Raw genomic sequence first — 12,715 nt, forward strand, 5'->3', positions numbered from 1 at the left:
CAGTACGCGGCGCCGGGCGGTGGGCCCGGCGCCGCGCAGCGGAGCAGTGGTGAAGAGTACGTGGAGGTGGTGGGGAGGAGCCCTGTGCGGGGCCGACGGTCAGCGGCCGGAGTCGTCCTCGTCGTCGTACTCGTCATCGTCGTCCTCGTCGTCCTCGTCGTCCTCGTCGTCATCGAAGTCGTCGAGGTCCTCGAAGTCGTCCTCGTCATCATCGTCGTCGTCGAAGACGATCAGCGGCGTGGCGATCTCGTAAGCGTCGAAGAGGGCGTCGTCATAGGCGTCGAAGGCCGTGGCGAGTTGCTCCGTCGCCGCATCGAGAGCGGGGTCGTCGTCGCCGCGCGAGGCGGCGGCCGCCTCGTAGTGACGTTCGAAGGCAGCGATCAGCGCAGCAAGAGCGGAGCGAGGATCCGAGTTCATGCTTGGACGGTACATCGTCCGACGGCACAATGGACAGTGGGACGAGCTTCTCGTGACCGGGAGACCAGTCACCCATCGGGACCCGCCCCCGCGGACAGCCCGCCGACCCGGCGCGAGGACGGCTGTCGCAGGTCATGACACAGCTCATCGAGCACAGGAGAACAGGTTGATCCGACCCCGCACAGCCCTCGTCGCCGGCGTCCAGCACGTCGATGATTCCCGCCAGTGGCGCGATCTCCCCGTCGAGCGGGGACGGCGCGCCGAGGACTACGAGTTCCGGATCCTGACCGTGCCGCGCGGCACCTCCATCGGGCAGGTGCGGGCGGAGCTGGCCGAGCAGGCGGAGTACGGACGCTGGGAGCATGCCCGCACGCGCCTGTACGTGGGCGGGGGCCGGAAGGTCCGGATGCGGCGGCGCATCATCCGCGTCAGCTCCACGCTGTAGGGCACGTCACCAGGTCATGCGTAGCACCCGCACAGCCTCCTCGAGCGAGAGGTCCTCGCGGCGCGCCGCACTCGCCAGCCGGCGGGCCGCCTGAGCGACGGTCGAGGAGACCGGTGCCGCCTGGTCGCTGACCCGGGTCCCGGAGCCGACTCGGGAGACGAGCAGACCGTCGGCCTCCAGCGAGCGGTAGGCCTTCGCCACCGTGCCCGGCGCGACCCCGAGGTCCGAGGCGAGCTGGCGGACGGACGGCAGACGCTCGCCCTGGCCCAGCCGACCGGTGGTGATCAGGCCGCTGATCTGGTCGTGGATCTGCCGGGCGGGGCTCCCTTCCGCGGGAGACAGCGCAATGATCATGACGGCACGGAGACGCGGGAGGCCGACGGAGCGGGCACCGCGGTCAGCAGCGTGAACACCCACAGCGCGAGTCCGAGGATGCCGGCCACCTGCGCCAGGACGTCCAGGGCTCCGGTGAGGGCGGAGGACGGCGTGCCGGCGGAAAAGGGCAGCCTCTCGCCGGAGGCAAAGGAGCCGGTCACCCGCGAGGTGCTCGCGAGGGAGTGCAGTATCGCCTCCAGATGCAGCACCAGCGCCCCGAGCGCGACCCGCACGGCATTCGTGCTGCGCAGGCGCCGCTCGGTGACGTCGGCGTCCTGTGCCGTAGTCAGCGGCGCTCGCGCGATCCGCGACACGGTCCACCAGGTGGCCGCGCACAGCAGCACCCACAGCACCGACGGCACGAGGGAGCGGTGCCATCCATAGATGGTCGCGCCGATCGCGTCGGGCCCGACATCGACGATGTACATCGTGTACTCACCGGCATCGTTCGGCTGCGAGGCCATGCCGGAAGCGAGCGTGAGGCCGACGATCAGTGCGAGGACGCCCAGGAGTGCGCCGAGCCACCAGGTGCTGAGGAAAGAGCGCCAGGTGCGAGGCATCAGACGTGGCCCGGTGGGGGTGCTGGAGTGCGGGCGGACCACGGCGCACGGGATCAGCACCAGCACCCCGAGGAGCAGCGGCAGCGCGAAACGCGAGTCGATCAGCGACTGCCACAGCGCCGAGGACGCGTCGATCCACAGCGGGGCCGCGCCGAGCAGCGGGTGCACCGCCATGACCAGAACCGCGATTCCCGCCATTGCTGCAGTGGGGACGCGGCCGACGAGGACGGGACGGGCACCGCGCCGGATGACCGACCAGGCGGCGACGCCGAGCAGGATGCTCGCCAGCGACGGCCAGAGCAGGGTCCACAGCAGCATCCAGGGCATCACACACCTCCAAGGCGTATCAATGTCGTAGTACATAGCGTAGCATTCCGCTGATACACATGGGACGCTCGGGCCGTCCACAGTCGCGCCCCGGACTCCCCGGTGTGCGCCTGCTTCTGGTGCAATGGCGTGGTGCCCGAGATCTCCCCGTCCCTGATCGGCGTGCTGCTGGTGGTGTACCTGCCGCCCGCGGCAGTGCTGTCCTGGGTCGACGGCGGGGAGCATCGGCTGCCGAATCGCTGGGTGGCACTGCTGAGCGTCGCCGTGGGGGCGGCGCTGCTGGTGATCGGGCTGCTGCAACCTGCGCTGCGCGAGGACCTGCGCACCGCAGTGGTGCTCGCCCTGGTGCTGGGTCTCGGGGCGGTCCTGCTGGCGCTGATCGCCCCGACGCTGCTGGGCATGGGCGATGCGAAGACGCTTCCGGTGGTGGTGCTGATGGCGGCTTCGCTCGGCGGCGAGGTGCTGATCGCGGCCCTGCTGGGCATCGCGCTGCTCGCCGGGCTCCTCGGGATGGTGGTGATCGCCGTGACCCGGCGGGTCGGGGTGCACTTCGCCCTCGGGCCGGTGCTCCTGGCCGGACCGTTCCTGGGCCTGCTCGGCGCGCCGCTGGTCCGTGCCGCGCTCGGCGGGGCCTGAGGCGCTGAGCGCTCAGCCGTGCCGGGTGCTGCGGCGCTGACGCTGGATCTCGTAGAGTGCGATGGAGCCGGCCACGGCAGCGTTCAGCGAGGACGCGGAGCCGCCGATCGGGATCTCGGCGACGACGTCGCAGGCCTCTCGCCAGCCGGCGCTCATGCCGACGGTCTCGTTCCCGATCACCACCAGGGTGGGCCCGGAGAGATCCTCCGCGGACAGCTCGTGCCCGCCCGCCTCGTCCAGCCCGAGCACCGACCACGGCTCCCCCAGCGCTCTGCGCGCGCCGAGCCAGTCCAGCACCTCCCGGTGGGAGGGCATCCGCAGCACGGGAAGGGCGAAGATCGACCCGGTGCTGGCACGGATGGCCGCGGGATCCCAGGCATCGGCGCTGTGGCCCGTGATCAGCAGCGCCTCGGCGCCGAGAGCATCGGCCGAACGGGCCAGCGAGCCGATGTTCCCCGGACCGGAGGGACGGTCGAAGACCACCACCACCGCGGTTTCCGTGGGGGCGAGTCGGTCGAGATCGTCGGAGGGCACCGCGGCCAGAGCCAGCAGCTCCGGCGCGCCGTCCTCCCGCTCCCCCAGCTCGGCCATCAGCTCGGGGGCCAGCTCCACCACCGGGCCGGGAGGGTCCTCGAGCAGGTCCCGCGCCCAACGGGAGGGCTGGGCACGGCCATCGGACAGCAGCGCCCGGATCTGGATCCCGTGGGCGATCGCCTGGGTGATCGGTCGCACGCCCTGGACGATCATCTCCCCGCTGCGGGCGCGCTTGGTGCGATTGCTCAGCAGCGACTGCCACTGCTGGAACAGGGCGTTGCGGCGCTCCAGCCGTGCCGGCAGGGACGAGCGGCGCTCGCGCGCTCCGACGTGTCGGCGGCTCATGCTCCGGCCCCGTCGTAGCCGAGCTGTCGCCAGGCCTCGTAGACGGCGATCGAGACTGCATTGGCGAGGTTGAGCGAGCGGCGCGCGGGCAGCATCGGTATCCGCACCCGGGAGGTGATCCGCGGATGGGCCAGCACCTCCTCGGGCAGTCCGGTGGGTTCGGTCCCGAACAGCAGGATGTCCTCGCGGGAGTACTCGATGCTGTCGAAGGTGACGTCGGTGTGCGCGGAGAAGGCGAAGACCCGGGCCTGGGGCAGCGCTGCCAGCGCCTGCTCGGCGTCGGCGTGGATGCTCACGTCGGCGAGATCGTGGTAGTCCAGCCCGGCCCGGCGGAGCTTCGCGTCCTCGAGGTCGAAGCCGAGCGGCTCGATGAGGTGAAGGCGGGCGCCGGTGACGGCGGCGAGCCGGATCGCGTTGCCGGTGTTCCCGGCGATGACCGGTTCATGGAGGAAGACGTGGACCATGGCGCAGATTCTCCCATGCAGGTTCTCCCCTGCAGGCGAGAACGGTCGTGCGTGCGGGAGCACGAAGAACCCCGATCCACAGCAGTGGATCGGGGTTCGTATCGAGTGTCCGAGGGGGGAATTGAACCCCCACGCCCTAAAACGGGCACTAGCACCTCAAGCTAGCGCGTCTACCAATTCCGCCACCCGGACGGGTGTTCGCCGCAGCGACGAGAGCAGATTAGCACGGCATCAGGGGTGCGCCGACACCGAAAGCGGCACTGCCAGCGGGAACGTGAAGACAATCACGCCAGGACGCCGACCCGGCCTCGCACCATGATCCTCTGCAGCACGGCCAGCACCGCATCGGTCCTGGTGCTGAGCGCAGAGGGATTCGGCTCCTGCCGCTGCTGGGCGAGGTGCAGACGTTCTGCGAGGTCCTGGAGCGCGGCCGCCGCGAGCACAGTCATCGTCGGGTCGGGAGTCCCGAGGGTCGCAGGGTCCCACGATTCCATCTCGGCGAGCAGCTCGAGGAGCTCATCGACGGCCCCGCACCGGCTCGGCGTGAGCAGATCGACCCGGGCACGCGCGGCCAGGGCGGTGCAGCGACGCAAGATCATCGTGGCGGTCTCGGAGTCGGGTGGGATCAGAGGCCCCGCCCCGACCGGATCGTCCTCCCCAGCACCTGTTCCGGAGGCCTCGAGGGTCGTGGTGACGCCCTCCTCCCGTGCCTCACGCGCGAGCTCCATGGATGACCTCCCGTGTTCTCTGCGGGCTCCCCCGGAGCCGCCGCGTCGTCGATCACTTTACTCAAACGTGACCCTTTCGGGCAAGGCCCTGGACGCTTCTCAGTCCCGCGGCTCCCGCGGTCCCCGGCCCAGCTCCTCGCGCGCTGCGGCGAGCATCTGCGCCACCGGTGCAGAGGGCACCCCGAGCATGGAGCGCAGCTGCATATCGGCCTGGTGGGCGAGCATCTCGAGCCCGTCGGCGACCTCTCCCCCAGCCTCCGCGACCACGGCCGCGAGCGGCGCCGGCCAGGGGTCGTAGAGCACGTCCAGCAGCACGCCGGGTCGCGGGAGGAACGGCAGCGTCCGCCACTGCGCCGCGACGGCGCGCGCACCGTCGATCGCGAGTGCGCTGACCACCGTGTCGGCCGTGAGCACCTCGTGGTGCCGCTCCCAGGGGACATGCCGGACCTCCGCACCGAGTCCCGTCGCGAAGTCCTCGAGCGGGATCAGCTTCTGCGCCGACCGGGCGGAGAGCAGCACTGTGTCCACGCCGAGCCCGATGAGAGCGGCGACGGCACTGAGCGCGGTCGCTCCGGAGCCGAGCACGGCCCCGCTGCCGCCGGTCCGCGCACCGTGGTCCCGCAGTGCGGCCATGATGCCGTGCGCGTCATGGTTCTCGGCACGCCAGCTCCCGTCGTCCCGACGCAGGAGGGTGTTGGCCACCCCGAGGGAGCGGGAGGTGGCGTCGGACTCGGCGGCCAGGGCGAAGGCCTCGGGTTTGCCGGGCATCGTCACACTGAGCCCGGACAGCTCCCGGCCGGGACCGTGCACCAGGAACTCCTCGAGCCTCCCGGCGGGCACCTCGCACCGGGTGTAGTGCGCATCGTGGACCCCGAGAGCGGCGTATGCGGCGCGGTGCAGGGCAGGAGAGAGCGAGTGGCCGACCGGGGAGCCGACCACGGCGAAGCGGCGCGGTCCCATCAGTTCGCGGCTTCCCAGGCCTGCCACTCCTCGACGTTCTCGGTGTGCTCCGCCCAGGTGGCCGCGAACTTCGTCTCCCCGGTCTCGCCGTTGACGCTCACGAAGTAGAGCCAGTCGCCGGCCGGCGGATCGACAGCGGCATCCAGAGCGCCCGCTCCGGGGGACGCGATCGGGCCGGGCGGGAGCCCGGTGTGGCGGTAGGTGTTGTACGGGTTGTCGGAGGCACGCTCCTCGTCGGTGGTGGCGACGCTCCCGGACTTCCCGGTCGCGTAGTGGACCGTGGAGTCGAACTGGAGCTTCATCGGGGAACCGTTCGCCTCCCCTACGCCCTCGAGCCGGTTCTCGATGGTGCGCACGACCTTCCCGTAGTCCTCGGGCCTGCGCACCTCCATCTCCGCGAGCGACGCGATGGTGAGAGTGCGATGCCACTGATCCTCGGGGACCTCCCGGGCGGTGAGCTGCTCCTCCATCCGGTTCCACATCGTCGCGATGACGTCCTCCGCGGAATCGTCCTCGTAGATGTCGTAGCGGCCGGGCCACAGGTAGCCCTCGAGGCTGCCCGCTTCGTTCTCGGGGATGCCGTAGGCGGTGTACTCCCTCGCCGCGGCCTCGAAGTCCTCGACGGGGATCTCGGTCTCGGCGGCGAGCTGCTCCCAGATCTCGGTGAGCCGCTTCCCCTCGGGGATGATCACTCGGTGCCCGGCCAGGTTGGCCGGGTCCATCAAGGCGTTCAGCGCGTCCGCCGAGGTCATCTCGAGTCTGAGCGAGTAGATGCCGGGCTCGATCGTGGAGGCATCCGGGGTGTTGCTGAAGAGGTTCACGAACGGCGCGGTGGCCTTGATGACCCCCTGCTCCACCAGCGTGTTCGCGATCTCGGCGCCGGTATCGCCCGAGGCGACCTCGACCTCGACCTCACCGTGGCCGGGTCCTTCGAAGTCCTGGGCCTCGTTCTCGACGCTGACGTTCGAGGTGATCCAGCGGTAGCCCTCGAACCCCCCGTACGCGAGACCTCCCACCACCAGCAGCACCAGCAGCACCGGCAGCGCGCGCCGCAGGAACCCCCCACGTCGCGGAGCCCGCCGACGACCGTGCTGCGCGGACTGCGTCGACTCGCCCTGGGTCTCCGCGAGCTCGCGGAAGGAGAGGTCCTCCTCGTCCATCAGGCATCCTCCTGGGTCGGTTCCTGGGCGATCGCGGCCTCGGCGGGCTCGGCCTCGACCCTCTCCCCGGCGCGCGCACCGGTGGACCGCTCGGTGTCCAGCGCCTGCTGGAGGATCATCACGGCGGCGACCTGATCCACGACCTGGCGGTGCTTCCGGCCCTTGCGGCCCGAACTGTGCAGGGCCTTGTGGGCCGAGACGGTGGTCAGTCGTTCGTCGATGAGCCTGACCTCGATGTCCCAGGCGTCTCCCGCCAGCGAGGCGACCAGCTCCGTGGCGAAGTCCCGTGCCTTCTCGGCGGCAGCGCCCTCGGAGCCGTTCAAGGACCGTGGAAGCCCCACCATGATGGCATGCGCCTCGGATTCTCGCGCCTCCTGGGCGACACGCCCGACGGCCGTAGCCCGCTCGAGGGTCTCGACGGGGGTCGCGATCATCCCGTCCAGGTCGCTGCGCGCCAGCCCCACGCGCACGTCTCCCACGTCGACCCCTAGCCGGGTGCCCCGAGGCAGGCTCGGGCGCTCGTCGGCGGACTGGCTGCCGTGCGCGCTCATGCGGTGCGCGCCGCCTCGATCGCCTCGCGCACCGCGGTGAGCGCCGAGGGGATGCGCACGGGATCGCCGCCGCCACCCTGCGCCAGGTCGGGCTTGCCGCCGCCGCGGCCGCCCATGGCCTCCGCGGCGCCGCGCAGGATCGCGCCGGCCGCCAGCCCCCGCTCACGGGCCGCGGCATTGGTGGCGATCACCAGGGCCGCTCTACCGCCCTCATGGCCGGCGACCGCCACGGTGGCCGGCTGATCCTCACCGAGCCGGTGGCGCAGATCCAGGGCGAGGGTGCGCAGGTCGCCGGCGGCGACACCCTCGCCGGCGTCGTGGGCGAGCAGGCGCACGCCGTCGACGTCGGCCGCGGTCTCGATCAGCTTGCCGGCCTCGGCCTGCAGCTGCTGACCGCGCAGCGCCGCCAGCTGCTTCTCCATGTCCTTCATCCTCTGGGTGAGGGCGCGGACGCGCTCGGGCAGCTCCTCGGCCGCACCGACCTTCAGCAGCTCGGACAGCTGGGAGACCAGGGCGTGCTCCTTGGCCTGGTGGCGGTAGGCGGACAGACCCACCAGCGCGTCCACGCGCCGCACCCCGCTGCCGATCGAGGCCTCACCCATCAGCTGCACGGTGCCGATCGCACCGGTGCTGTCGACGTGGGTCCCGCCGCACAGCTCACGCGACCAGTCTCCGCCGATGGACACCACCCGGACGATGTCACCGTACTTCTCACCGAACAGCGCCTGCGCGCCGAGGGCCTTGGCCTCGTCCAGCGACATCTGCTGGTCGGTGACGGTCAGCTCGTCCTGCAGGAGCGTGTTCACGCGGCCCTCGATCTGCTCGAGCACGGACTTCGGCACCGCCTGGCCGTACCGGAAGTCGAAGCGCATACGTCCCGGCGAGTTCTCGGAGCCGGCCTGGGTGGCGCTCCCGCCGAGCTCCTCGCGCAGCGACTCGTGGACCATGTGGGTCGCGGTGTGTGCCCGGGCGATCGCCCCGCGCCGCTCCGCATCGATGGTGGCGATCGCCGCGGCGCCCTGGCTGAGCTCCCCCTCGACCAGGCGCCCGCGGTGCACGATCAGCCCGCGCACGGGCCGCTGGACGTCGTCGACCTCGATCAGGCCGCCGCCGACGAGGGAGATCTGGCCCTGATCGGCGAGCTGCCCACCGGCTTCGGCGTAGAACGGGGTGGAGGCGAGCACCACCTCCACCTGGGCGGGCGCCGGGATGGAGTCGACCAGCGCCCCGTCCACCAGGACGGACTCGACGGTGGTGGCGACCGTGTCCTCGGTGTAGCCGAGGAAAGGCACCTCGCCTCCGCGCTCGGTGAGCAGGCGGTTGTAGATCGCGGTGTCGGTGTGACCGGCCTTCTTCGCCGCGGCATCGGCCCGTGCGCGCTCGCGCTGCTCCTGCATCGCGCTGCGGAAGGCGTCGGCGTCGACCTGGAGCCCCACCTCGCCGGCCATCTCCATCGTGAGATCGATCGGGAAGCCGTAGGTGTCGTGGAGCCGGAAGGCGTCCTCGCCGGACAGCACCCGACCGCCCTCCTTCTTCACCGCGCCGGCGACGCCGTCGAAGATCGCGGTGCCGGTCTCCAGAGTGCGGCGGAAGGCCTCCTCCTCGGCGTAGACGATCTCGCTGATGCGCACGAAATCCGCCTCGAGCGTCGGGTAGGACTCGACCATCAGCGACTTCGAGATCGGCAGCAGCGCGGGCATGGTCCGCTCGGTATAGCCCAACAGCCGCATCGAGCGCACCGCCCGGCGGATCAGGCGGCGCAGTACGTAGCCGCGGCCCTCGTTGCCGGGGCGCACGCCGTCGGCCACCAGCATCAGGGCGCTGCGCACATGATCGCCGATGATGCGCAGGTGCACGTCGTCCTCGCCGTCGCCGCCGTAGACGCGACCGGAGAGCTCCTGGGCCTTCTCGATGACCGGGAAGATCTGGTCGATCTCGTACATGTTGTCCACCCCCTGGAGCAGGTAGGCGACGCGCTCCACCCCGAGGCCGGTGTCGATCGACTTCTGGTCGAGCTCGCCGAGCAGGGGGTAGTCCTTGCCCTTGCCCTCACCGCGCAGGTACTGATCGAAGACCAGGTTCCAGATCTCGATGTAGCGGTCCTCGGCCTTCTCGTCGCCCGGCCATTCGGGGACGGTCCCGGTCACGGCATCGGGCCCGTACTCCGCACCGCGGTCGTAGTGCCACTCGCCGCAGGGTCCCGCCGGGCCCGGCTGCCCGGTGTCCCAGAAGATCTCCTCGCGGGGCAGCCGCACCACCCGCTGCGGGTCCAGTCCGACGACCTCGGTGACGTGGCGGTAGGACTCCTCATCCTGCTCCCAGACGGTGAACCACAGCCGCTCCGGGTCGAAGCCGAGCCCGCCGTGGTCCTGATCGGTGGTGAGGAACTCCCAGGAGTAGTCGATCGCACCGGCCTTGAAGTAGTCACCGAAGGAGAAGTTCCCCGCCATCTGGAAGAAGGTCCCGTGGCGCGTGGTGCGGCCGACGTTCTCGATGTCGTTGGTGCGGATGCACTTCTGGACGCTCACCGCGCGCGGGTAGGGAGCGGTCTCGGTGCCGATGATGTACGGGATGAAGGGCACCATCCCGGCGATCGTGAACAGGATCGAGGGATCGGAGGACACCAGCGAGGCGCTGGGCACGATCTCGTGATCCTTCTTGGCGAAGAAGTCGAGCCAGCGGCGGTGGATCTCGGAGGTGCGCATGAGGGTGAGGTGTCCTTCCTGGGGCTGCGCGCGGCGCGGCAGCGGCGGAGTGCGAGAGGGACGGAGGTCAGGGAGCCGTCATCGGTGACACGAAGGCCCCGGTCAGGGTACCGGAGTACACCCGCCGGGGCCTGTCGCGCCGCGGTTCTACGAGGTCAGCGCGCGTAGTACTCGACGACCATCTGGACGTCGACGGTCACGGGGACCTCGGCACGCTTGGGGCGCGCGACGAGCTGGGCCTTCAGGTCGGCCAGCTCGACCGAGAGGTACGACGGGACGGCGGCCAGCACGTCCGAGTTGCCTCCCTCTGCGGCGATCTGGAAGGGCTCCATCGCCTGCGACTTCGGCTTGATCTGGATGGTCTGGCCCGGCTTCACGCGGAAGGAGGGACGGTCCACCAGCTTGCCGTCGACCAGGACGTGACGGTGCACGACGGCCTGACGGGCCTGCAGGGTGGTGCGGGCGAAGCCGGCGCGGAGGACGAGCGCGTCCAGGCGCATCTCCAGCAGCTCGACCATGCTCTCACCGGTCAGACCCGGCTCCTTCTTGGCGTCCAGGTAGGCGCCGTGCATCTGCTTCTCGCGGATGCCGTACTGGGCGCGCAGACGCTGCTTCTCCTTGAGCCGCACGGCGTAGTCGGACTCGGTGCGGCGGCGGGCGCGGCCGTGCTCGCCCGGGGGGTACGGGCGCTTCTCGAAGTACTTGACGGACTTCGGGGTCAGCGGGAGCCCGAGGGCTCGGGAGAGACGCGCCTGGCGGCGCGCACGGTTGACGTTGGTCACGAGGTGTACCTCTTGTTCGCGTGTGGTGAATCCAGTCTTGCAGCCGCGGATTCAGCGACTCACACTACCGCAGCCGCCACTCCCGGTCCACGACCGACGGTCCTGGTCACACGGAACGTCATGTGTGGTCGCTCACGCTGCGCAGAACTCAGCCCGTCGTCGTGCCCGGAGGCCGCGGCCGCAGGATCCCCCGCAGCACCTCGACCCGGCGGGCGGTGCGCTCCTCGTGACCGCGGGTGGTGGGCCGGTAGTAGTCCACCCCCACCAGGTCGTCGGGAGCGTACTGCTGAGCGGCGACGGCATGCGGCGCGTCGTGAGCGTACTGGTACTCGACCCCGTGGCCGAGCTTCGTCGCCCCGGAGTAATGGGTATCGCGCAGGTGGGCGGGCACTCCCTGGCCCCTGCCGGCGCGCACATCGGCGATCGCGGCATCCAGGGCCTTGTAGGAGGCGTTGGACTTGGGCGCGGTGGCGATGTGGACGACGGCCTGGGCCAGGGGGATCCTGCCCTCGGGCATGCCCAGCAGCTGCACGGCCTGCATCGCGGCGACCGCGATCTGCAGGGCGGAGGGGTCTGCCATGCCCACCTCCTCGCCGGCGGCGATCACCACCCGGCGGGCGATGAAGCGAGGATCCTCCCCCGCCTCGATCATGCGGGCGAGATAGTGCAGGGAAGCATCCACGTCGCTGCCCCGCATCGATTTGATGAACGCGCTGGTGACGTCGTAGTGCTGGTCGCCGGCCCGGTCATAGCGCACGGCGGCACGGTTGACGGCCTGCGCGAGGGTGGCGGCATCGATCTCCGCGGAATCCTTCATCAGCGCCGCGGCGGCCGCGGCCTCGAGGGAGGTGAGGATCTTGCGGGCGTCCCCGCCGCCCAGCCGCAGCAGCGCCTCGCGGGCGTCGTCGGTGAGTGCCACGGAGTCCTGCAGGCCTCGCTCATCGCTCAGTGCGCGATCCACGAGCGCATCGAGGTCCTCCCGTTCCAGGGGGTCGAGGGTGACCATGATCGAGCGCGACAGCAGCGGGGAGATCACGGAGAACGAGGGGTTCTCGGTGGTCGCGGCGATGAGCGTGACCCAGCGGTTCTCGACGCTGGGCAGCAGGGCGTCCTGCTGGGACTTCGAGAAGCGGTGCACCTCGTCGACGAACAGGACGGTCTCGCGCCCGATGGTCCGCAGGCGGGAGCGGGCCTGGTCCACCACCTCGCGGATGTCCTTGACCCCGGCGAGCACCGCGGAGACCTCCACGAACTCGCGATCCCCGGACTGGGCCACCACGTAGGCCAGGGTGGTCTTCCCGGTGCCGGGCGGGCCCCAGAGGATGACGGAGGCGGGCGCGGTGCGGGAGTCGTCGGTGGAGACGAGCCGCCGCAGGGGGCTGCCCGGTTCGAGGGCGGAGTGCTGACCGACGACCTCCTCGAGGGTGCGCGGGCGCATCCGCACCGCCAGCGGGGCCCGGTGGTCCCGGTTGCGGTCCGACAGGGTGCGCGGCGCCGGCGCGTCACCGCTGAGGGAGAAGAGATCCTCGTCCATCCCCTCAGGGTAGGCGGGATCCCTGACGGCCCGCGTCACAGGACGGCGGGACGCAGGACAGGCCGGGGGCGGCAACGACCCCGAGGCGAGCGTGCTTCCCCAGAGCCCGTCACCCGTCAGAAGGGTGGTGGGCCCAGGTCTTCCCAGGGTTCCGGGGGACTCTCGGGCTCCTGTGGTGGCGGGTGGTGTCCC

General features: G+C 70.9%; 14 protein-coding genes and 1 tRNA gene. 2 read left to right on the top strand and 13 right to left on the bottom strand.

Annotated features, from left to right (window positions below; all coding sequences use genetic code 11):
* Positions 1–99: 99 nt before the first annotated feature.
* Positions 100–417, bottom strand: a complete 318-nt coding sequence (locus ACHUEU_RS12000) for a DNA primase (protein ID WP_394216356.1) — start codon at positions 415–417, stop codon at positions 100–102.
* Between the two features lie 166 nt (positions 418–583).
* Between ACHUEU_RS12000 and ACHUEU_RS12005 the strand changes: the two genes are divergently transcribed.
* Positions 584–862, top strand: a complete 279-nt coding sequence (locus ACHUEU_RS12005; protein WP_394216357.1) for a DUF5703 family protein — start codon at positions 584–586, stop codon at positions 860–862.
* Positions 863–868: 6 nt separating this feature from the next.
* Here ACHUEU_RS12005 and ACHUEU_RS12010 read toward each other — a convergent pair whose 3' ends face one another.
* Both ACHUEU_RS12010 and ACHUEU_RS12015 read right to left on the bottom strand, forming a co-directional pair.
* Positions 869–1,216: a GntR family transcriptional regulator gene (locus tag ACHUEU_RS12010; RefSeq protein WP_394216358.1), complete on the bottom strand. Its 348-nt coding sequence runs from the start codon at positions 1,214–1,216 to the stop codon at positions 869–871.
* Complete coding sequence (locus ACHUEU_RS12015; RefSeq protein WP_394216359.1) at positions 1,213–2,124, bottom strand: hypothetical protein; 912 nt, start codon at positions 2,122–2,124, stop codon at positions 1,213–1,215. The genes ACHUEU_RS12010 and ACHUEU_RS12015 overlap by 4 nt, the downstream gene beginning before the upstream one ends.
* 132 nt (positions 2,125–2,256) lie before the next feature.
* Here ACHUEU_RS12015 and ACHUEU_RS12020 point away from each other — a divergent pair, with 132 nt between their 5' ends.
* Entirely contained in the window at positions 2,257–2,760 is a 504-nt protein-coding gene (locus tag ACHUEU_RS12020) for a hypothetical protein (protein WP_394216360.1), read from the top strand.
* Positions 2,761–2,772: 12 nt separating this feature from the next.
* On the opposite strand, the gene ACHUEU_RS12025 is transcribed toward ACHUEU_RS12020, so the two are convergent.
* The 10 genes from ACHUEU_RS12025 to ACHUEU_RS12070 form a co-directional block, all read right to left on the bottom strand.
* A complete protein-coding gene (locus ACHUEU_RS12025; RefSeq protein WP_394216361.1) occupies positions 2,773–3,639 on the bottom strand; it encodes an RNA methyltransferase in 867 nt (288 codons plus the stop codon).
* Positions 3,636–4,103 carry a tRNA (cytidine(34)-2'-O)-methyltransferase gene (locus ACHUEU_RS12030; RefSeq protein ID WP_394216362.1) on the bottom strand — a complete coding sequence of 156 codons (468 nt, stop codon included), beginning with the start codon at positions 4,101–4,103 and terminating at the stop codon, positions 3,636–3,638. Before ACHUEU_RS12030 ends, ACHUEU_RS12025 begins: the two co-directional genes overlap by 4 nt.
* 106 nt (positions 4,104–4,209) lie before the next feature.
* Positions 4,210–4,295 (bottom strand) — tRNA-Leu (locus ACHUEU_RS12035).
* 92 nt (positions 4,296–4,387) lie between these two features.
* Entirely contained in the window at positions 4,388–4,831 is a 444-nt protein-coding gene (locus ACHUEU_RS12040) for a hypothetical protein (protein ID WP_394216363.1), read from the bottom strand.
* Positions 4,832–4,930: 99 nt separating this feature from the next.
* Positions 4,931–5,791 carry a shikimate dehydrogenase gene (locus tag ACHUEU_RS12045; RefSeq protein ID WP_394216364.1) on the bottom strand — a complete coding sequence of 287 codons (861 nt, stop codon included), beginning with the start codon at positions 5,789–5,791 and terminating at the stop codon, positions 4,931–4,933.
* A complete protein-coding gene (gene mltG / locus ACHUEU_RS12050; protein WP_394216365.1) occupies positions 5,791–6,951 on the bottom strand; it encodes an endolytic transglycosylase MltG in 1,161 nt (386 codons plus the stop codon). The genes ACHUEU_RS12045 and mltG overlap by 1 nt, the downstream gene beginning before the upstream one ends.
* Complete coding sequence (gene ruvX / locus ACHUEU_RS12055) at positions 6,951–7,502, bottom strand: Holliday junction resolvase RuvX (protein WP_394216366.1); 552 nt, start codon at positions 7,500–7,502, stop codon at positions 6,951–6,953. Before ruvX ends, mltG begins: the two co-directional genes overlap by 1 nt.
* Positions 7,499–10,207, bottom strand: a complete 2,709-nt coding sequence (alaS, locus tag ACHUEU_RS12060) for an alanine--tRNA ligase (RefSeq protein ID WP_394216367.1) — start codon at positions 10,205–10,207, stop codon at positions 7,499–7,501. The genes ruvX and alaS overlap by 4 nt, the downstream gene beginning before the upstream one ends.
* Before the next feature lie 155 nt (positions 10,208–10,362).
* Positions 10,363–10,989, bottom strand: a complete 627-nt coding sequence (rpsD, locus tag ACHUEU_RS12065) for a 30S ribosomal protein S4 (protein WP_394216368.1) — start codon at positions 10,987–10,989, stop codon at positions 10,363–10,365.
* Positions 10,990–11,137: 148 nt separating this feature from the next.
* Complete coding sequence (locus ACHUEU_RS12070; protein ID WP_394216369.1) at positions 11,138–12,523, bottom strand: replication-associated recombination protein A; 1,386 nt, start codon at positions 12,521–12,523, stop codon at positions 11,138–11,140.
* Positions 12,524–12,715: the final 192 nt, after the last annotated feature.

The organism is Brachybacterium vulturis (genome assembly GCF_043641765.1).
GTDB lineage: Bacteria > Actinomycetota > Actinomycetes > Actinomycetales > Dermabacteraceae > Brachybacterium > Brachybacterium vulturis_A.